The sequence below is a fragment of the Mycobacterium sp. E2327 genome, from assembly GCF_001672675.1.
Lineage (GTDB): Bacteria > Actinomycetota > Actinomycetes > Mycobacteriales > Mycobacteriaceae > Mycobacterium.
Genome location: NZ_LZKE01000256.1, coordinates 37,664 through 56,553, shown reverse-complemented (window position 1 = coordinate 56,553; position 18,890 = coordinate 37,664). Strand labels below are relative to the sequence as shown.

Below are 18,890 nucleotides of genomic sequence, written 5' to 3'. Positions count from 1 at the left end.
CAACGTCGCCGTGCTGTCGGAAGCGCAGGCGCTGTCCGGGGCGGGCGCGCCGCCGCGGCCCGACGAGGACCCCACCGTTGCGCTGGCCCGCGGCGCGGCCATGGCGGCCGGGCCCGCGGGGGACGCGACGGCGATGGCCCCCGCGGTGGGGTCCTCGTCGGGCCGCGGCGGCGCGCCCGCCCCGGACAGCGCCTGCGCTTCCGACAGCACGGCGACGTTGTGGACCCCGGAGTCCTCCAACGCCCGCCGCAGCCGCTCCGCCCACTGGAGATCCGACCAGCACAGCCGAGTGGCGAGCAGCCGGTGGTTTTCCTCGGCCAGCAACCGATTCGTCCCGACGACCGTCTCGGTCAGTTTCTCGATCGGGCGATCGGCGAGGTCTACGACGGACTCGTCGATCAGGCCGGCGCCCGAACCGACAAGGGCCAACCGGGCACGAGGACCTGTGACCGCGACCCCCAGCACGACGTCCATCCCGACTCTCCTTCGGCCGGCTACCCCACAGCCAGCATGTCCCGGCATCATTACACTGCGATACCGTCGGCGGTAACAGTCATTCGGGCGACGAGGTTTCGGTGTTCGCCTGTGAGCGCAGCGTAACCGCGTGGCGGCCACCCCGGAAACGCACACGTCCTCACCACTGCCGCGTCGCCCGAACGGAGATTATGTTTCCAAGTAAGCAACGCGGTCGATGCGGCAGGGGGTTCCCGCGCCGCGCCGCCAAAGTTGCGCCGCCAGAAGCCGTCCTCGACACCCGGGGGGAACCGTGAGTCAGAGCAGCGACGATGCCCCTACCGGGCCGATCCGCGGGCGAACGCAGCAGACCCAGCCCGCGCAGCCCCGCCGGCGTTCGGACGTCGCGATCGATCTGACCGCGGCCGCCATGCTCGTCGTAGCGCTGCTGTTCCCGTGGAACCTGTATTTCGGCTTGGGAATCGAGGGCAGTAACAAGCCGCTGTTGGCGGTGCTGTTCGTCGTGACGCTGCTGTCGCTGGCATCGATCGTGCTGGCCGGTTCCTGGCGATCGGCGAGTCCGAAGTTCGATCCCGCGCGGGCGGGCCGCCTTCGGCTGGCGCTCAACGTTCCCTACGTGTTGCTGGTCATCGGCTTCGTCGTGTTCGACGTGTTCGAGACCGTGCGGTTCGGTGGCAGCGTGAACGTGCCCGGCGGTGTCGGGCCGGGGGCGTGGCTGGGCATCGCCGGCTCGCTGCTGAGCGCCCGGCCGGTCGCGGCCGACTCAAATGACCACCCCAGGCCGGTGCGGGTCATCGGCTACGCGTCAATGGTGGGCGCGGCACTGAGCTTTTGCTTCAACCTGTTCTGGCGCCTGAAATACGCGCTGCACGACGCGGGCGGCTCGTCCGGCTTCGGCAAGCAGAACATCGCGGTGATCGCGACGGCGTTGGTGTACGGCGCGGTGGCGCTGCTCGCCGTGCTGGTCGGGTCGAGGTGGCTGCTGCGCAGCACCAGGGCTTCCCGGCTGGCAACCGTGGCCCTCGGGGTCTCGACGCTGGTCGCCGGAATCCTCGTGTGGATCCTGCCGGTCGGCCGCGACATCGACGCGTTCCACGGCATAGCGCAGAACACGTCTACGGCGGGGGTGGGCTTCGAGGGCTACCTGGCGTGGGCGGCGGCCGCGGCCATTTTCGCGCCCGCGGCGTTGTCGGCCCGCCGTGACGCGTCGGCGACGGAGGAGAACGCGTGGCGCGCGGCGGCCCGAAACGGGTTGCTGCTCATCATCGTTTGGTGCCTGGGGTCGATGGCCATGCGCATCACCGACCTGGCCGTCGCGGTGACCCTGAACTACCCGTTCTCGCGCTACGACAGCATGGTGCTGGCGGCCTTCGACCTGGCGACCGCGGTGCTGGCCATCTGGCTGCGCATCAACCTGGGCAACGACGCCGTCTCCCCCAGGCTGATCTCGTCGCTGTGCGGACTGGTTGCGACACTGGGCATTTCCCGCGTCGTGCTGGGCGTCGCGCTGGCGCCGCGGTTCGAGGAGGCCCCCAACGCGCCGGCGCCGAATCCGGTGTACGGCAACAACCTCGCCCAACAGATCACCAGCACCTTCGACGTCGCCCTGTGCGTGCTGGCGCTGTGCATCCTCGTGGCGGCCATCATCACCGGGCAGCTCGGCGCGCGGCGCGCGCGACGCCAGCGCCGCCGCCCCGCCCACACGCGCGGCGGCCCGGCCGGCACCCCCCCCGGCCCCGGCGCGCCGACGACGCGCATCCCCGTCGGCCACGCGGCCCCGTCGGCCGCGGCGACGACGCGCATCCCGACCGGCGGGGCGACGCCGCAGCTCGCCGGTTCGCCGCGGATCTTCCGCGGCGACGACTCGGCCACCCGGCAGATCCCCGTCCAAAAGCCGCGGATCTTCCGCCCGCCGTCGAGTTAGAGCTAGCTGGCGGCGACCCGCTTCGCCCGGCTTCGCCGCGCTTGCGATCGCCTTAACGCAAAGGCGCGAAGGCGAATTCGCGCAAGCCCTCGCGCGGGTCGATGCCCGCACGAAACCCCAACACCTCGGCGGCCCGGGCCGGGTCGGCGACGATGTGGCGCACGTCGCCGCTGCGGTACTGCCCCGTGACCACCGGGGCGACCGAACCGTCCCGCGCCTCGCACAGCGCGCTGGCGACATCCAGGATCGAGATGGGCCGCCCGGAGCAGACGTTGACGGCGGTGAAGCCGTCACGGTCGGCCTCCGCGGCGGCTACGTTCGCGGCGGCGACGTCGTCGACGTGCACGAAATCCCGCATCTGGCCGCCGTCCTCGAAAACCCTTGGCGGCTCGCCCTTTTCCAGTGATGAGCGGAAGATCGCCGCCACCCCGGAATACGGGGTGTCGCGCGGCATGCCCGGCCCGTAGACGTTGTGGTAGCGCAGCGCCACCACCGAGCCGCCCGTCGCCTCCGACCACGCCAGCGCGTAATGCTCCTGCGCGGTCTTGCTGGCCGCGTACAGGCTGCGCGGGCGCAGCGCGGCGTCCTCGTCGACCAGTCGCCACGTCACGTCGAGCCCGCATGCCGGGCAATGGTTTTCGAAGATGCCGGCGTCGAGGTCGGCGCGCCGGCGCGGCGGCGGGTCGACCAGCCCGTGCTCGGGGCAGGCATAGTGGCCCTGCCCGTAGACCACCATCGACGAGGCCAGCACCAGGCGGCGCACGCCCGCGGCGAACATCCTCGCCAGCAACACCGTGGTGGCGAAATCGTTGTGGCCGCCGTAGGCCGGCGCGTCGGCCGCGTCGACGCCGGCACCGACCATCGCGGCCTGATGACACACGAGGTCCACGCCGTCCAGCAGCGGGGCCAGCGCGTCGCCGTCGCGGACGTCGACGCGTCGACAGCCGTGTGGCAGCACGGGATTCGGGCCGTGCGCCGCGGGCAGCATCGCGTCGACGCCGACCACGTCGTGACCGGCCGCCCGCAGCGCCGTGTCCACCCGCGACCCGATGAAACCGGCCGCCCCGGTCAGCAGCACCCTCACGGCAACTCCACCGGCAGGGTCACGCCGGTGTGCGGCTGGCAGTGCGCGCAGTCCCGCTCGGCGGCGACCCGGCCGATCGCGGCGCGCACCAGCTCCTTGAACGGCCCGATGTTCTTCTCGAACTGGGCGAACACCTCGACGGCCTTCACGCCTTCACCGGCCCGGACGCCGGCATCCAGGTCGGTCACCAACGCGATTGCCGCATAACATATTTCGAGTTCGCGCGCCAGCACCGCCTCCGGATAGCCGGTCATGTTGACCAGGCTGAAGCCGGCCGAGGCGAACCAGCGGCTCTCCGCCCGGGTGGAAAACCGCGGACCCTGAATCACCACCATCGTGCCGCCGTCGACGACGTCGGGCAGGCCGGTGGCCGCGGCCCGCAGCGTCGGGCAGTAGGGGTCGGCGAAGTCGACGTGCACGGCGCCGGAGTCGAAGTAGGTGTCGGGGCGGCCGGTGGTGCGGTCCACCAGCTGGTCGGGCACCACCACCGCGCCCGGGCCGTTGTCGGGATTCAGGCTGCCGACCGCGCAGGGGCCGAAAACCCGCCGCACGCCGAGCTTGCGCAGCGCCCACATGTTGGCCCGATACGGCACGGTGTGCGCCGAGAACTGGTGGGTCGCACCGTGCCGGGGCAGGAAGGCGACCTCGTGGTCGCCGACGGCGCCCACCGTGACCGGGGCGCTGGGCGGGCCGTAGGGGGTGTCGACGTCGATGTTGCGGGTGTCGGACTCGAAGAACGTGTAGAAGCCGCTGCCGCCGATGACTCCGAGCATCCGCTCATTGTGGTGCATGAGGCAGGATGGCTTGGTGGCCAGTCTCGCGCAGTGGGTCTCGGGTGCCCGGCCCCGCACGCTGCCCAACGCGGTGGCGCCGGTGGTGGCGGGCACGGGCGCCGCGGCGTGGCTGGGATCCGCGGTGTGGTGGAAGGCGCTGCTCGCGCTGGCCGTCGCGCTGGCGCTGATCGTCGGCGTGAACTACGCCAACGACTACTCCGACGGCATCCGCGGTACCGACGACGAGCGCGCCGGCCCGGTCCGGCTGGTGGGCTCGCGGCTGGCCGCCCCGCGCGCGGTGCTGACCGCGGCGGTGACGAGCCTGTCGCTGGGCGCGGTCGCCGGGCTGGTGCTGGCGCTGCTGAGCGCGCCGTGGCTGATCGCGGTCGGCGCGGCCTGCATCGCCGGCGCGTGGCTGTACACCGGAGGCTCAAAGCCGTACGGCTACGCGGGTTTTGGCGAGGTCGCGGTGTTCGTGTTCTTCGGCCTGGTCGCCGTGCTGGGTACCGAGTACACCCAGGCGCTGCGGGTGGACTGGGTCGGGGCGGTGCTGGCGGTGTCGATCGGGGCGATGTCGTCGTCGGTGCTGGTGGCCAACAACCTGCGCGACATCCCCACCGACGCACAGTCCGGCAAGATCACCCTGGCGGTGCGCCTGGGTGATGCCCGCACGCGGATCCTTTACCAGGTGCTGCTGGCGACCGCGGGGGTCGCGACGCTGGTGCTGATGGCGGCGACGCCGTGGTGCGCCGTGGGATTGGTCGCCACGCCGCTGGCCCTGCGCGCGCTCGCCCCGGTGCGCTCCGGCCGCGGCGGGCGCGAGCTGATTCCGGTGCTGCGAGACACCGGGCTGGCGATGGTGGTGTGGGCCTTCGCGGTGGCGGGCGCGTTGGCCCTCGCGCACTGAGTGTGCATTCAGGGTTTTGCGTGTGAGCTGGCGGCGGGATCCGGGCGATTTTTTCGCCCCGGATGCACGCGCAACGCCGTCGATGCACACGCAAACGAGGGGGGACTAAGCGTCCGGCGCGTCCGGCTCCGGCCGCGGCGCCTCCTCGCCGCGCAGCCGGGCCTGCAGCTGTTCGCGCTCCCGGCGCCGGCGTTCGCCGGCTATCGCGAGCGACGCGGTCGCGCGGCGGCGCAGCGGGCCGAACACCCAGATGCCCAATGGCATCGCGATGATCAGAGCGAACAACACCGCGACCACGACGGGGAACTGGGCGATCCCCAGCAATCGCGCGAGCCCGTAGATCGCGCCGCTCAGCGCGGCGACCAGCGCCAGCCGCGCAGCCGCGTAGAGCAAAACGTCGACGACGACCCGATTGCGCGGGCGCTCGTCGGTGCTGCTGTCGCTGGGCCGATCTGACACACCCCGAGCCTACGGCCCGCGTATATTCGCTCGGAGGAGGTGTTGAGTGCTCTACCTGCTACTCGTTCTGATCCTGGGAACGCTGATCTACGTTGGCTGGCGCGCGGCGCGGTCACAGGCCCGGCCGAAGACCCGCGTCATCGGGCCCGACGACGATCCTGACTTCTTGCGGCGGTTAGGCCACGGGGATAACCCCCGCTAGTCCCTCCTAAACCAGACCCGGGTTGCGCTGGTCACCGGGGAACCCGTCGGCCACGACGGCGGCCAGCTCCGTGAGCGCTTCACGGGTGCCGCGCCGCAGCCGGTCCAGGTCGATCTCGGCGCCCTCCTCGAGGTGCGGGTCGAACGGGATCAGCCGCACCGCCCGGCAGCGGCGCGAGAAGTGGTCGACCACTTTGTTCATGTCGACCTTGCCGGTGCGCGGCCGCACCGCGTTGATGACCGCGATCGAATTGCGGACCAGCTCCTCGTGCCCGTGCGCGTCCAGCCAGTCCAGCGTCGCCGAGGCGCTGCGCGCGCCGTCGATCGACCCCGACGCGACGACCAGCAACACGTCGGCCTTCTCTAGCACCGACGACATTACCGAGTGCAGCAGCCCGGGGCCGCAGTCGGTGAGCACCAGGCCGTAGAACCGCTCCAGGATCTCCAGCACCCGGCTGTAATCCTCGGCGCCGAACGCGTCGGAGATCGCGGGGTCGGTTTCCGACGCCAGCACCTCCAGGCCGCTCGGGCCCTTCGAGGTGTACCGGCGGACGTCGCTGTAGCGCTCGATCGCTCCGGCGTCGTGCAGCAGCTGGCGCACCGTCGCCGCCGTCTCCAGCGGGATCTTCTGGCTCAGCGTGCCCCGGTCGGGGTTGGCGTCGACGGCCACCACGCGGTCGCCGCGGATCGTCGCGAACGTCGACCCCAGCGTCGCGGTGATCGTGGTCTTGCCGACGCCGCCCTTCAGCGACAGCAGCGCGATCCGGTAGCAACCCCGCAGGGGCCGGTTGACCTGCGCCACCAGGTTGTTGTGGCGTTGGGCCCGCGGGCTCTCGCCCAGGTTGATCAGGTGACCGGACAGGTCGTAGATCACCCGGCGCCAACCCTCGGATGGCGGCGGTTTGACCGGGCGCAACAGCATGCCGGTGGACAGCTCCGGATACGGCGTGTGCGGCAGGTGCTCGGGCCGGTACGGGGGCGCCTGCGCCTCGGCCGGTGGCGCCTCTGCTGGCCCGTTGTAATAGGCCCCGAACGCGGTCGGGTCGACGCGCGGGATCCCGGTCACCGGTGTGGGATCCCAGGGCGGCATCCCGCCGGGCGCCGGGCCGGGCGCGGTGGGGGCTGCCGCTTGCCGCCGCTCGGGTCCGGGGACCCGCCGCTCGGTGCGGAATCCGGCGAAGGCGCGGGTGGGCGCCTCGTCGCTCGGTCCCGCCTGCTGGGGCGGCGCTTCGGGGGGCGGCTCGGGCGCACCCACGCCGGTGGTTGGATGGTCGGACACGTGCACTCCCCCTGTTGTGTGTTACTCGGGTCGGTTGCTGACTGTCATCCCACGCCCGCATACGAATGCAGGCCCACGGTCACCAGGTTAACGAAGAACAAATTGAAGATCATGGCGACGAATCCCGCGACGTTGATCCAGGCCGCCTTCCTGTCCCGCCATCCCGCGGTCGACCGTGCGTGCAGATAGGCCGCGTATACCACCCACGCGACGAACGAAACCGTCTCCTTGGGGTCCCAGCCCCAATACCTGCCCCAGGCCTCTTCCGCCCAGATGGCGCCGAAGATGACCCCGAAACCGAACACCGGGAACGCGAAGATCGTGGTGCGGTAGGCGACGCGGTCCAGGGTCTGGGCGTCGGGGAGCCGCCGGACCATGCGGGCCAACGCGCCGTCGGCCTCCGGATCGCCGAGCCGCGACGTGCGCAGCAGGAACAGGATGCTGGCGATGCCCGCGACCATGAACACCCCGGAGCCCAGGCTGACCACCGACACGTGGATGGGCAACCAGTAGGACTGCAGCGCGGGCATCACCGGCGCGGCGTTGGTGTAGAGCCAGCGCCCGGAAACGGTCAGCAGGATCAGGATCGGCAGCAGCAGGAACACCCACAGCGGGCGATACTGCGGGCGGCGCAACACGACCGCGCCGGCGACCAGGCCGCAGAAGCACGTCAGGTTGATGAACTCGTACATGTTGCCCCACGGCACCCGCACGGTGGCCAGGCCGCGCAGCACGATGCAGGCCAGCAACAGCCCGATGCCGAGGTAGACCACGGCCAGCCCGGCCCGCCCGACGCGCTCGTCGAACGGCCGCGCGTCGGCATCCTCCACGATGCCGGGGACCGAGCTGTCGGCGGCGACCGAGCCGGCCAGTACCGCCGTGCGCCGATCGGCGCGCCGGGCACCGACGTAGGCCAGCTCGACGGCCAGCAGCAGCAGCGCGACGACCAGGGCGACGATCGCCGAGGTGAACGCCCAGTCCGAGTAGCGCGCCAGCGTGATGTTGACGTGCAGCGTGTTCATTTGACGTCCACCTGAGAACTCCTTCTGGACGCGGCGGTGTCGGGCTCGCCCAGCCCGTGCAACAACCGCTCGGTCAACCGCTCGAACTCGTCGCCCCACCCCGAGTTGTCGGTGCGCGCCAGCCCGCCCAGTTCGACGTTCACCGTACCGGCCGCCGGGCTGAGCCTGACCCACACCCTGCGGCGGCGCACCAGCAGCGACACCACCAGCCCGCCCATCATCGTGACCGCGAAGACGAGCACCCAGGCCTGGCCGGGGTCGTGGGAGACCTGCAGGTTGACGAACGGCACGGCGCCGTCGAAGCGGACGACGGTGCCGGCGGCCGGGCCCTGATCGAGGCGGACCTCCTGACCGACGCGCAGGTTGACCCGCTTCTCCTTGGTCAGCCGGCCCTGCTCGATCAGCCGGGGATCCAGCGTGAACAACGACTGCGGCCGCCCGGTGTCCAGGCCGGTGTCGCCGCGGTAGATGTCGACGGCCACGGCCGGGGCGTTGAGCGCCGGGAAGCGCGACGACAGCAGGGTGCCCTCGAGCTGCTCGGTCGGCGCCAGCAGGCCCTGGATGGCGATCTCGTGCTGGCGGCGCTCGGCCGCGTTTGGGTAGCTGCCGGCGGGCGGGTCGATGCGCGCCACGCCCGAGCTCAGCAGGGTCTGCGGGTTGTCGGGGCGCCATTGCACGGTCGACGTGCGCGCCTGGCCGTCCGGGAAGGTCACGGTGAAGGTGGGCGCGTAGCCGTGGCCCTGCAGGTACACCCGGTCGCCGCCGACGCGCAGCGGATGGTTGACCTCCAGCAGGTAATGCCGCCAGTTGTTGGCGGCCAGGTCGCGGCCGTTCTGGTAGTCGATATCGGCGGCGAACGAAGTGGCCTGCCCCGACGGCAGGTAGTGCGCGGCAAAGTCGTTGACCCGGATGCAGATTGGGTGCAGCGACGTGCCGTCGACGGTGTTGCCGGCGCGGAACGAATCGAACGCCGCCGGCGAGGCCGAGCAGAAGCCGGGGCCGCCGTCGGCGATGACGATGACGTTGCCCTCGTAGCCGAACAGCTTGCCGACGGCCACGGCGACCAGCAGGCCCAGCAACGAGAAGTGGAAGACGATGTTGCCGAACTCGCGCAGGTAGCCCTTCTCAGCCGAGACCTCAACGACCTCGCCTTCGTGGCGGATCGCCGTGCGCCAGCCGCGCAGTCGGCCGGCGATCGTGTTCGCCAGGGCGTTGAGATCCGCCGCGTCGCCGGCGATTTCGGCGCTGGCGTGCTTGGGCAGCCTGGCCAGGTTGCGCGGGGCGGCCACCGGGGTGGCGCGCAGGCTGCGGGCGTGCTCGATCATCCGTGGGGTCAGGCAACCGACCAGGGACACGAACAGCAGCACGTAGATGGCGGTGAACCAGAAGCTGGAGAACACGTCGAAGGCCTGCAGCCGGTTCAGCCAGGGCCCGATCACGCGGTGGGTGGCCAGGTACTCGTCGACCTTGCCGGCGTTGAGGCTGCGCTGCGGCAACAGCGCGCCGGGTATCGCGCCCAGCGCGAGCAGGAACAGCAGCACCAGCGCGGTGCCCATCGAGGTCAGCGCGCGCCAGGTGTTGCGGGCCGTGGCGCGAAGGGTCGCGAGCAGACGCAGAATCGCACTGGCGCGTGTCTTTTCATGCGATTCTGCGTCTGCTCGCGCATCCAAGGGCGCCATCAAATCGGCAGCCTCACGTCGGAAACGAACGCGTCGCGCAGCCAGGAGACGAAGTCGTTCCACACCCCGGTGACCAGCAGGGCGCCGACGGCGATCAGCAGCGCGCCGCCGAAGACCTGGATGGCCCGGGTGTGCCGTCGCAGCCAGCCCAGCGCCCCCACGGCCCCCGCCGAGCCGAACGCCAGCAACACGAACGGGATGCCCAGCCCCAGGCAGTAGGCGATCACCAGCGCGACCCCGCGCGCGACGTTCGCGCCGTCGGTGGCCGACGCGACCGTGATCACCCCGGTCAACGTGGGCCCCAGGCATGGCGTCCAGCCGAGCGCGAACACCGCGCCGAGCAGGGGCGCCCCCGCGACCGTGGTCAGCTGCCGCGGGCTGAACCGGGCCTGGCGCTGCAGCGCCGGGATGAGGCCCACGAACACCAGGCCCATCACGATGGTCAGCACGCCGCCGACGCGCTGCAGCAGCAGCTGGTTGGTGATCAGCGCGGTGGTCATGCCGAGGACGGCGACGGTCCCGAGCACGAACACCGTCGTGAACCCGGCGACGAACAGCGCGGCGGAGCCCGCGACCCGCCACCGGGCGGCGGGCGGCGCCTTGATGGCGCCGGGCGGCGGTTGCTCGTCGACCCCGACGACCGCGGCCAGGTAGGACAGGTAGCCGGGGACCAGCGGGACCACGCACGGCGAGGCGAACGACACCAGCCCCGCGAGCAGGCACACGCCGAGCGCCAGCAGCAGCGGCCCGGCGGCGGCGATCTGGGCGAAGCCGGTCACGGGCCGGCCACCCGCTGCACCACGGGCTGCAGGTCCTGGGCCAGCAGCTCGCGCAGGAAGACGGCGGCGACCCGGTGCTCGCGGTCCAGCACCAGCGTGGACGGGATGACGGTGGTCGGGTATCGGCCGCCGAACGCGATCAGGGTGCGCATCGCCGGATCGTAGATGGAGGGGTAGCTGACGTGGTGATCGTCGACGAAGTCCAGGGCTGCCTGCCGGTTGTTGTCCCGGACGTCGATGCCCAGGAAGGAGACCCCTGCGCCGCGGGTGGCGTCATATACCTGCTGCAGCTGGGCGACCTCGGCGCGGCACGGCCCGCACCACTGCCCCCAGATGTTGACGACGACGACGCGGCCGGCGAACGTCGGGTCGTCCAGCGACAGGGTGTGCGCCGGGTCGGCCAGGTCCGGCCCGGACAGCGGCCCGGGGCGGCCGCGGCTGGACGGCGGGTCGTAGTAGATGTCGGTCTTCCCGCCGGGCGAGACGAACTCGAAGGTGCCGCCCTGGGCGACGGCGTCGCGACCGGAGCAGCCGGCCAGCAAAATGGCCACCGCCGCCCCGGCCATCGCCAGCCGCCGCACGCTCATGGCGCCGCGGGCTGGAAGTACTCGATGTCGACCAGGCGATCGCCGTCGTAGACCAGGGTCGTCACCGAGGCGAGCCCGCATTCGCGTCGCCGCGGGTCATGCCAGAGCCGACGGCCGCTCAGGTGCAGCCGCAGCGTCCACACCGGCAGCTGGTGGCTGACGCACACCACCTCCTGCCCGGTGGCGCGGGCGCGCGCCTTGTCCACCGCGGTCGTCATCCGGGCCGCGATCTCGCTGTACGGCTCGCCCCACGATGGGGTGAACGGGTTGCGCAGCTGCCACCAGAACCGCGGGTCGCGCCAGGCGCCGTCGCCCGGGCCGACGCGGCGGCCCTCGAAGAAGTTGAGCGATTCGATCAGGTCGGGGTCGGTGTCGACGTTCAGGCCGTGCTTGGCGGCGATGGGCGCGGCGGTCTCCTGGGCCCGCTGCAGCGGGGAGGCGATGACGGCGGCGATGTCGCGGTCGGCCAGCGCCTCGGCGACCGCGTCGGCCTGCGCCCGTCCCCTCTCGGACAGGTGGAATCCGGGCAGCCGGCCGTAGAGGACGCCGCTGGGGTTGTGCACCTCGCCGTGGCGCACCACGTGGACTTTGGTCTGTTCGGCCATCAGGGCCTGTCCTCCTGTGCGGCCGCGCGGGCCGCGAGGGCCAGCCCGGCCGAGATCCGGTCGAATGCGTCGTCGTCCAGGGCCGTCGAGACGAACCACGCCTCGAAGGCGCTGCATGGCGGGTAGATACCCGCGTCCAGCAGGGCGTGGAAGAACGGCGGGTAACGCCAGGTCTCGCTGGCCCGCGCGGCGGCGAAGTCGGTCACCGGCGTGTCGGAGAAGAACACGCTGAGCATGTTGCCAGCCCGCGGAACCTGGTGCGGCACACCGGCTTTCGTCAGCGCCTCGGACAGCAGCCCGGCCAGCCGATCGGCGTTGGCGTCCAGTGAGGCGTAGGCCGCGTCGTCGGCGGCGCGCAGCGTGGCCAGCCCGGCGGCCACCGCCACCGGGTTCCCCGACAGGGTGCCGGCCTGATACACCGGCCCCAGCGGCGCCAGCCGCTCCATCACCTCGGCCCGTCCGCCGAACGCCGCGGCCGGCAGCCCGCCGCTCATGACCTTGCCGAAGGTGAACAGGTCGGCGGCGACGGGATCGATTCCGTACCAACCACTTCGGCTGACCCGGAAGCCCGTCATCACCTCGTCGACGATCAGCAGCGCCCCGTGCTCGGCGGTGATCGCGCGCAGCGCCGCGTTGTAGCCCGGCCCCGGCGGGACGACGCCCATGTTGCCGGGGCTGGCCTCGGTGATCACCGCGGCGATCTGGTCGCCGAACCGGGCGAACGTCTCCGTGACAGCGTCAATGTCGTTGTAGGGCAACACGATCGTGTCGGCCGCGGCCGCGCCGGTCACCCCGGGCGAGGACGGCAGGCCCAGCGTCGCGACACCGGATCCCGCGTCGGCGAGCAACGCGTCGACATGGCCGTGGTAACAGCCGGAGAACTTGACGATCTTGGCCCGCCCGGTGAACCCGCGGGCCAGCCGGACGGCGCTCATCGTGGCCTCGGTGCCGGAGTTCACCAGCCGGATCCGCTCGACCGGCGCCACCCGCCCGATGATCTCGGCGGCCAGCTGGCTCTCGGCCGGCGTCGGCGCCCCGAACGATAGGCCCGAGGCGGCGGCCGTGGCGACGGCGTCGACGACGGCGGGATGGGCGTGGCCCAGGATCATCGGGCCCCAGGAACACACCAGGTCGACGTAGCGGTTGCCGTCGGCGTCGGTGAGCCAGTAGCCCTTCGCCTCGGTGATGAAGCGCGGCGTGCCGCCCACCGCGGTGAACGCGCGCACCGGGGAGTTCACCCCGCCGGGGATGACGGCGCAGGCGTCGGAGAAGAGCCGCGCCGACGCCGCCACGCCGCTTCCCGAGGTCGCGGCATGGGCGGTCGCCTGGTCACTGGTACCCATGCCGACCAGTGTCCCAGCCTCGGCCGATCGTTCAACTACAGGGTGTAGCAGAGCGCCGCTTATCAGGCGTCCTGCTGGTCGGCCTGCTGCGCGGCCCGCAGCTCGCGGCGGGCCGCTTCGCGTTCTTTTTCCGCCGCGCGCCGGTGGGCGGCCACGTCGCCGAGGCCCTCCTCGACCGCGAGTTCCTCGACCGCGGCGGCGCGTTCGTGGGCGGCGCCGGCTTGGTAGTGGCGCGACACCGCGCGTTCACGGGCCGCCTGGTCCCGCTCGTGAGCGCGGTCGGCGCGCTCGGCGGCGCGCTTCACGTCGTCCTCGGTGACGGCCTTGCGGGCGGCGAGTTCGGCCTCCCGCCGCAACAGCTCCTGGGCGCGCTCGGCGGCCTCGTCACCCGGGGAGTCGGTCATGACGCGACATTACGCTTGCGCTGGTGACACGGCACACGGCCGTCGAGGTCGCCCGGACCCGGGTGGAAGGCGTCCGCGACGATCCGCACGCCCGCCTCGCGCTGATGCGAGAGCTCTACGAAGTCCCGGCGCGCGTGGACCGCGGACACCTGCCGTATCGGCAGGCGGCGTCGGCTTTCATGGGGTGGCAGCTGCGGCGCGGGCTGCTCAACCCGGCCGAGGGGCCGTCCCCGGGGAGCCCCTGGTGGCGCGCGATGAACGAGCGCCTACTCCGCGACGGATGGGAGGCGCGCGCCCTGGCCTTCGGCCATCCCGGCGCGCCGAGCTCTCCGGCCGTCGCCGCGACGCTCGAGTTCATCCGGCGGCCCTCCGCCCAGCGTTGGTACCGGGCGCACAATGTGAGCGTCGTGAGCGCGTACCTGGAGAACCTGCACCTCGCCGCGCGCGAATCCCGCGTCGAACGTTTCTTCATCAACCTCGTGCTGATGCGAGTCCTCTACGCCCACGCCCTGGTCGCCTCCCCGCGCCTCGCGCTCGGCTGGCTGGCCGTCGCCGGCCGGCCGCTCGGCGACCCGCGGCTCGGCATGACCGGGATATTCCTGTCGCTTTCCCGGGTGCTGCCGGATCGCTACCCGCTCGGCGAGGACCTCGCACCCTACCTGCGGGCCGAGCACGGAGTAGGGCACCTGCTCGATGTCGGGGTCATCCAACCGCGACTCGAACTGCTCTACGACTGGTCCGCCCGCGAGCTGGCCATCCCCGGCCTGCGACGCCTGCTGGACGGCCAAACCCCTTGTTACGCATGGCCGGCACACGATCAGCAACCCTGGCGACTGCCCCCGTCCCGCCCGGCCCGGCTGGCACGCGCGCTGCTGCCCGCGACACGCCGCATGCCTTGATGCCGGGCGGGGTGGGCGGGTTGGATGGAAGGCATGCAACTTCCACAGGGGCTCGCCCGCTTCAACCGGCACGTCACCAACCCAATTCAACGGCTGTGGGCCGGCTGGGCGCCTTCGTTCGCCATCATCGAGCACGTCGGCCGCCGCTCCGGAAAGCCTTATCGCACACCGGTGAACGCGTTCAATGCCACCGTCGATGGCAAACCCGGCGTGGCGGTCCTGCTGAGCTACGGCCCCGACCGCGACTGGTTGAAGAACATCAAAGCCGCGGGGAGCGGGCGGATGCGCCGCCACGGCAAAAGCTTCGGCATCGCCGACCCGCAGGTGGTCACCAAGGCCGAGGCGGCCACGCACGTAACGAGCCGGGCGCGGCCGATCTTCTCCCGTATACCGTTCGAGCAAGCGGTGTTGTTCACCAAGACCGACTGACCCGGCCGCGCGCCCGGGCCGCGAAATACAGCGCGATCACCACCGCCCACGACAGCAGGCTGAGCCAGAGCTGGCTGCGCGCCGAGCGGTCGAACGCCATTTGCACCAGCACGGCGGTGATCCCGGCGAGCGTGAGGATCGACAGCACCGGGAAGAACCACATCTTGATCCGCAGCTTTTCGTTCGGCGTCCGGCGCCGCAGCACGATCTGCGACAGCGCGATCAACCAGTAGACGAACAGGATGACCGCGCCCGACGAGTTGAGCAGGAAGAGGAACACGGTGCCGGGCGCGATCCAGGCCATGAGGACGCAGCCGAAGCCGATCGCCGACGAGCACAGGATCGCGATGTGCGGGACGCCGCGCCGGCTGAGCCTGACCAGCCGGGCCGGGGCCTCGCGCCGGTCGGCGAGCACGAACAGCATGCGTGACGCCGTGTACAGGCCCGAGTTCAGGCAGGACAGCACCGCGGTCAGCACCACGGCGTTCATCACCTGATCCGCGCCGCGCAGGCCCATGTGTTTCAGCGCCGCGACGTACGGGGAGGCGCCCAACTCCACCGAATTCCACGGCAGGATCACCACGAGCAGGAAGACCGAGCCGACGAAGAAGATCCCGATGCGCGCCACCACCGACCTCGTCGCCCGCTGCACCGCCAGCTCGGGATCGCGGCTTTCGGCGGCGGCGACGGTGACGATCTCGGCGCCGACCATGGAGAAGATCACCACCACGATGGCCGCGAAGACCGCCGCGACGCCCTTCGGGAAGAACCCGCCGTGCGCCGTGAGGTTGGAGAAATCGGGGTGATGGCCGGGCAGCAGGCCCAGCACGAACACCGCGCCGACGGCGAGAAAGATCGCGATCGTGGCGACTTTGATTCCGGCGAACCAGAATTCGAATTCACCGAACGACGACACCGAGAACAGGTTCGTCGCGGTCATCAGCACCATCAGGCACAGCGAGAGCAGCCACAGCGGCGCGTGGAACCAGTACCCCAGGACCTTGCCGCCGGCGACCGCCTCGAACCCGACCACGATCACCCAGAAGTACCAGTACAGCCAGGCCACCGAGAACCCCGCCCAGCCGCCCAGGGCCTGCGCCGCGTAGTCGGCGAACGACCCCGTCGACGGGTTGGCGGCGGCCATCTCGCCCAGCATCCGCATCACCAGCACGATCAGCAGGCCGCACAGCGCGTACGTCAAAAACGCGGCGGGCCCGGTGTCCTTGATCACCACGCCCGACCCGACGAACAACCCGGCGCCGATCACGCCGCCCAGGGCGATCATGCTCAGCTGCCGCTGCGATAGCCCTTGGCGCAGTTGGGTGGTGCCGGCCACGGTTAACCACATCACATCGGCGGACGGGCCGCGACCGGTTGCCGCGCCGAGACTGCGCACAGATCGCGAATTTTGCGAAAATCACGCGCTCACCGCAGTCTCGATGAGACTGGTTGCGGCGCCCGGTCAGCTCACAGGTACAAATCCCGCTCGCGGATCCTGGCCGTAGCGATCACGCTGATGACGGCCGTGGCCACCAAATACCCGCACGCCAGCCACGGCGCCTTCCTGTCGGCGGCGATCAGCGCGGTCAGGATCATCGGGGTGACGCCGGAGGCGTACACGCCGGAGAACTGGTAGACGAACGACAGCCCGGTGTAGCGGGTGGCGGTGGGATACAGCGCCGAATACAGCGTGCCCTGCGCGCCGTAGAACAGCGCGTGCACGACACCGAACACGACGACCATCGCCAGCCCGAACAGCAGCAGATTCCTGGTGCCGAACAGCGCGAAGGCGGGGAACGCCAACAGGCCGTAGCACACCACGCCAACCAGATAAACCCGCCGCGGCCCGAACCGGTCGGTCAGGATTCCCGACACCGGCAGCAGCACCGCCATCAGCAGGGCGGCGACGGTCACAACGACCAGGACCGACACCTTGTTGAACCCCAACGCGCCGGTGGCGTAGCTGATCGCGAAGACACCCCAGGTGTTGAAGGCCGAGCCCTCGGCCCACCGCGACAGCAGCCCCAGCACCGTGTTGCGCCGGGATCGGGGTTCGCGGACGATCTCCCGGATGGGCACGGTGGACGTGGCCTCGAGGTCGGCCAGCTCGCGAAAGGCCGGCGTCTCCTCCACCCGCAACCGGACCACGATGCCGATCGCCACCAGCACCAGGCTAAGCAGGAACCCGATCCGCCAGCCGTAGGCCAGGAACCGGCTGGGGCCCAACGCGATCTGCAGAAACGCGAAAATGCCGGTGCCCAAAGCCAATCCGAGCGCCAGGCCGACCTGCGGAATGGCGCCGAAGCGGCCGCGGCGGTCCGCGGGGCTGTGCTCGACGGCGAGCAGCACCGCGCCGGCCCACTCGCCGCCGAGCGCGAACCCCTGCAGGATGCGCAGCGTCAGCAGCAGCACCGGCGCCCAGGCCCCGATCTGGGCGGCGGTCGGCAGGACCCCGATCAGCGCCGTGGCGACGCCCATGATCAGCATCGTCAGCGCCAGGCTGCGCTTGCGACCGATTCGGTCCCCGATGTGCCCGAACACCAGGCCACCGATCGGCCGCATCACGAACCCGACCGCGAACGTCGCGAATGCCAGAAGCGTTCCCACCAACGAGGTTTCGTTGGGGAAGAACACCTTGCTAAACACCAGGCCCGCCGCGGTCGCGTACAGGAAGAAGTCGTACCACTCCACGGTGGTGCCCAGCAGGCTGGCGGCGACCACGATGCGCAGCCGGCGGCGGCGTTCGGCGTCGGATTCCTCGTGGCCTTGCGGCGCCGCGACGCCCGCGTCGGGCAGCGTGGTTGCCATGGCCTACTGCGCGGACGCGATCGCGAACGGCGTCGACGGCGCCGGCTGTGATTGGCGATTGGGGTGCTGCCACAAGCCCTTTCGTTCGAGCAGCGGCAGGACACCCTCACCGAACCAGTACGCCTCTTCCAGGTGGGGATAGCCCGACAGGATGAAGTGGCTGATGCCCAGTCGCGAGTATTCGACCAGCCGTTCGGCCACCTCGGCGTGCGACCCGACCAGCGCGGTGCCCGCGCCGCCGCGCACCAGGCCCACCCCGGCCCACAGGTTGGGGCCGACCACGAGGCGGCCGCTGTCGCCGCCGTGCAGGTCCAGCATGCGCCGCTGGCCCTCGGACTCGCTGCGCGCCAAGCTGGCCTGCACCCGCTCGACGTCGGCCGGGTCGACCGCGGCGAGCAGCCGGTCGGCCTCGGCCCACGCCTGCTCGGAGGTGTCGCGGCTGATCACGTGGATCCGCAAGCCGTACTGCAGGATTCGCCCCGCGTCGGCCGCCCGCCCCCTGATCCAATCGAGCTTCTTGGCGACGGCCGCCCGCGGCTCGCCCCAGGTGAGGTAGACGTCGGAGTACTTGGCCGCGACCGGCCCCGCCGCGGCGGACGACCCGCCGAAGAACACCGCGGGGATCGGGTCGGGCGGGTTGTTCAGCTGCGCGCCGTCGATGCGGATGTGGTCCCCGGCGAAGGTAACCGGCTCCCGCGAGGTCCAGAGTTGGCGCACCACGTGCAGAAACTCGGCGGTGCGGGCATAGCGCGATTCCTTGTCCAGGAAATCCCCGTAGGCGCGCTGCTCGTGCGGTTCGCCGCCGGTGACGACGTTGAGCAGCAGCCGGCCGCCCGAGTGCCGCTGGAACGTCCCGGCCATCTGCGCGGCCAGGGTGGGGCTGAGCAGCCCGGGCCGGAACGCGACCAGGAACTTCAGCGTCTCGGTGCCCTCGATCAGCATCGCCGTCGTCAACCACGCGTCCTCGCACCACAATCCGGTCGGCGTGAGCACGGCCTCGAAGCCGTTGTCCTCGGCGGCCGCGCAGATCTGGTGCAGGTACCGCAACGTCGCGGGGCGGTCACCGTGCATCGCGGTGCCGTGCCCGCCCGCGACCAGGTTTCGCGAATCCCCGTACGTCGGCAGGAACCAATGAAACGCCAGGCTCATTCACCCTCCCTCGTGTCCAACCCCCGATGGTGCGGGACATCGGCGGGACGCGCGAGGGTTGAAAACTGCGAGATTGGATCCCGCG

Annotated in this window: 19 protein-coding genes and 1 pseudogene; 5 read left to right on the top strand and 15 right to left on the bottom strand. The window is 71.1% G+C overall.

Features of this window, described 5'->3' with window-relative positions; translation table 11 throughout:
- Positions 1 to 474, bottom strand: a pseudogene (locus A5712_RS32275) (hypothetical protein); the annotation flags it as partial.
- Positions 475 to 766: 292 nt separating this feature from the next.
- Here A5712_RS32275 and A5712_RS29815 point away from each other — a divergent pair.
- A complete protein-coding gene (locus tag A5712_RS29815; RefSeq protein ID WP_068114170.1) occupies positions 767 to 2,398 on the top strand; it encodes a hypothetical protein in 1,632 nt (543 codons plus the stop codon).
- A 52-nt stretch (positions 2,399 to 2,450) separates the two neighbouring features.
- Here the strand turns inward: A5712_RS29815 and A5712_RS29810 are convergent, their stop codons facing one another.
- Together A5712_RS29810 and A5712_RS29805 are read right to left on the bottom strand one after the other, a co-directional pair.
- The gene (locus A5712_RS29810; protein WP_068114168.1) at positions 2,451 to 3,482 is read right to left on the bottom strand and encodes an NAD(P)-dependent oxidoreductase; all 1,032 of its coding nucleotides are present in this window, start codon (positions 3,480 to 3,482) and stop codon (positions 2,451 to 2,453) included.
- Positions 3,479 to 4,255 carry an S-methyl-5'-thioadenosine phosphorylase gene (locus tag A5712_RS29805; protein ID WP_068114201.1) on the bottom strand — a complete coding sequence of 259 codons (777 nt, stop codon included), beginning with the start codon at positions 4,253 to 4,255 and terminating at the stop codon, positions 3,479 to 3,481. Before A5712_RS29805 ends, A5712_RS29810 begins: the two co-directional genes overlap by 4 nt.
- Positions 4,256 to 4,289: 34 nt before the next feature.
- Between A5712_RS29805 and A5712_RS29800 the strand changes: the two genes are divergently transcribed.
- Positions 4,290 to 5,162, top strand: a complete 873-nt coding sequence (locus tag A5712_RS29800) for a 1,4-dihydroxy-2-naphthoate polyprenyltransferase (protein WP_068114203.1) — start codon at positions 4,290 to 4,292, stop codon at positions 5,160 to 5,162.
- A 105-nt stretch (positions 5,163 to 5,267) separates the two neighbouring features.
- Here A5712_RS29800 and A5712_RS29795 read toward each other — a convergent pair whose 3' ends face one another.
- Entirely contained in the window at positions 5,268 to 5,621 is a 354-nt protein-coding gene (locus tag A5712_RS29795) for a DUF4229 domain-containing protein (protein ID WP_068114165.1), read from the bottom strand.
- A 46-nt stretch (positions 5,622 to 5,667) separates the two neighbouring features.
- On the opposite strand from A5712_RS29795, the gene A5712_RS31165 reads away from it, so the two are divergent.
- Positions 5,668 to 5,823 carry a hypothetical protein gene (locus A5712_RS31165; protein WP_142282082.1) on the top strand — a complete coding sequence of 52 codons (156 nt, stop codon included), beginning with the start codon at positions 5,668 to 5,670 and terminating at the stop codon, positions 5,821 to 5,823.
- 6 nt (positions 5,824 to 5,829) lie between these two features.
- Here A5712_RS31165 and A5712_RS29790 read toward each other — a convergent pair whose 3' ends face one another.
- From A5712_RS29790 to A5712_RS29755, 8 genes are all read right to left on the bottom strand, one after another.
- Positions 5,830 to 7,101 carry a MinD/ParA family protein gene (locus A5712_RS29790; RefSeq protein WP_068114198.1) on the bottom strand — a complete coding sequence of 424 codons (1,272 nt, stop codon included), beginning with the start codon at positions 7,099 to 7,101 and terminating at the stop codon, positions 5,830 to 5,832.
- Between the two features lie 44 nt (positions 7,102 to 7,145).
- Positions 7,146 to 8,123 (bottom strand): c-type cytochrome biogenesis protein CcsB, encoded by a 978-nt coding sequence (gene ccsB / locus A5712_RS29785; RefSeq protein ID WP_068114163.1) that lies wholly within the window; start codon positions 8,121 to 8,123, stop codon positions 7,146 to 7,148.
- Positions 8,120 to 9,679, bottom strand: coding sequence for a cytochrome c biogenesis protein ResB (locus A5712_RS29780; RefSeq protein WP_068114196.1), 1,560 nt, complete (start codon positions 9,677 to 9,679; stop codon positions 8,120 to 8,122). The genes ccsB and A5712_RS29780 overlap by 4 nt, the downstream gene beginning before the upstream one ends.
- Positions 9,680 to 9,801: 122 nt before the next feature.
- Positions 9,802 to 10,581: a cytochrome c biogenesis CcdA family protein gene (locus tag A5712_RS29775; protein ID WP_068114158.1), complete on the bottom strand. Its 780-nt coding sequence runs from the start codon at positions 10,579 to 10,581 to the stop codon at positions 9,802 to 9,804.
- Complete coding sequence (locus tag A5712_RS29770; protein WP_197519535.1) at positions 10,578 to 11,168, bottom strand: TlpA disulfide reductase family protein; 591 nt, start codon at positions 11,166 to 11,168, stop codon at positions 10,578 to 10,580. Before A5712_RS29770 ends, A5712_RS29775 begins: the two co-directional genes overlap by 4 nt.
- Positions 11,165 to 11,773, bottom strand: coding sequence for a histidine phosphatase family protein (locus A5712_RS29765; RefSeq protein WP_068114156.1), 609 nt, complete (start codon positions 11,771 to 11,773; stop codon positions 11,165 to 11,167). The genes A5712_RS29770 and A5712_RS29765 overlap by 4 nt, the downstream gene beginning before the upstream one ends.
- The gene (gene hemL, locus A5712_RS29760; protein ID WP_068114152.1) at positions 11,773 to 13,116 is read right to left on the bottom strand and encodes a glutamate-1-semialdehyde 2,1-aminomutase; all 1,344 of its coding nucleotides are present in this window, start codon (positions 13,114 to 13,116) and stop codon (positions 11,773 to 11,775) included. Before hemL ends, A5712_RS29765 begins: the two co-directional genes overlap by 1 nt.
- Positions 13,117 to 13,178: 62 nt before the next feature.
- The gene (locus A5712_RS29755; protein WP_068114149.1) at positions 13,179 to 13,520 is read right to left on the bottom strand and encodes a hypothetical protein; all 342 of its coding nucleotides are present in this window, start codon (positions 13,518 to 13,520) and stop codon (positions 13,179 to 13,181) included.
- 23 nt (positions 13,521 to 13,543) lie between these two features.
- On the opposite strand from A5712_RS29755, the gene A5712_RS29750 reads away from it, so the two are divergent.
- Together A5712_RS29750 and A5712_RS29745 are read left to right on the top strand one after the other, a co-directional pair.
- Entirely contained in the window at positions 13,544 to 14,419 is an 876-nt protein-coding gene (locus A5712_RS29750; RefSeq protein WP_231982280.1) for a hypothetical protein, read from the top strand.
- 33 nt (positions 14,420 to 14,452) lie between these two features.
- Positions 14,453 to 14,848: a nitroreductase family deazaflavin-dependent oxidoreductase gene (locus tag A5712_RS29745; RefSeq protein WP_068114189.1), complete on the top strand. Its 396-nt coding sequence runs from the start codon at positions 14,453 to 14,455 to the stop codon at positions 14,846 to 14,848.
- On the opposite strand, the gene A5712_RS29740 is transcribed toward A5712_RS29745, so the two are convergent.
- From A5712_RS29740 to A5712_RS29730, 3 genes are all read right to left on the bottom strand, one after another.
- Positions 14,832 to 16,184 (bottom strand): amino acid permease, encoded by a 1,353-nt coding sequence (locus tag A5712_RS29740; protein ID WP_068114192.1) that lies wholly within the window; start codon positions 16,182 to 16,184, stop codon positions 14,832 to 14,834. The genes A5712_RS29745 and A5712_RS29740 overlap by 17 nt on opposite strands.
- Positions 16,185 to 16,315: 131 nt before the next feature.
- Positions 16,316 to 17,656 (bottom strand): MFS transporter, encoded by a 1,341-nt coding sequence (locus A5712_RS29735; RefSeq protein ID WP_068114141.1) that lies wholly within the window; start codon positions 17,654 to 17,656, stop codon positions 16,316 to 16,318.
- A gap of 3 nt (positions 17,657 to 17,659) precedes the next feature.
- Complete coding sequence (locus A5712_RS29730; protein ID WP_068114138.1) at positions 17,660 to 18,805, bottom strand: LLM class flavin-dependent oxidoreductase; 1,146 nt, start codon at positions 18,803 to 18,805, stop codon at positions 17,660 to 17,662.
- Positions 18,806 to 18,890: the final 85 nt, after the last annotated feature.

Coding starts and splice junctions, on each gene's coding strand:
- A5712_RS29755 (WP_068114149.1), bottom strand. CDS start 13,520: ATGACCGACTCCCCGGGTGACGAGGCCGCCGAGCGCGCCCAGGAGCTG.
- ccsB (WP_068114163.1), bottom strand. CDS start 8,123: ATGAACACGCTGCACGTCAACATCACGCTGGCGCGCTACTCGGACTGG.
- A5712_RS29770 (WP_197519535.1), bottom strand. CDS start 11,168: ATGAGCGTGCGGCGGCTGGCGATGGCCGGGGCGGCGGTGGCCATTTTG.
- hemL (WP_068114152.1), bottom strand. CDS start 13,116: ATGGGTACCAGTGACCAGGCGACCGCCCATGCCGCGACCTCGGGAAGC.
- A5712_RS29735 (WP_068114141.1), bottom strand. CDS start 17,656: ATGGCAACCACGCTGCCCGACGCGGGCGTCGCGGCGCCGCAAGGCCAC.
- A5712_RS29745 (WP_068114189.1), top strand. CDS start 14,453: ATGCAACTTCCACAGGGGCTCGCCCGCTTCAACCGGCACGTCACCAAC.
- A5712_RS29730 (WP_068114138.1), bottom strand. CDS start 18,805: ATGAGCCTGGCGTTTCATTGGTTCCTGCCGACGTACGGGGATTCGCGA.
- A5712_RS29780 (WP_068114196.1), bottom strand. CDS start 9,679: ATGGGCACCGCGCTGGTGCTGCTGTTCCTGCTCGCGCTGGGCGCGATA.
- A5712_RS29765 (WP_068114156.1), bottom strand. CDS start 11,773: ATGGCCGAACAGACCAAAGTCCACGTGGTGCGCCACGGCGAGGTGCAC.
- A5712_RS29805 (WP_068114201.1), bottom strand. CDS start 4,255: ATGCTCGGAGTCATCGGCGGCAGCGGCTTCTACACGTTCTTCGAGTCC.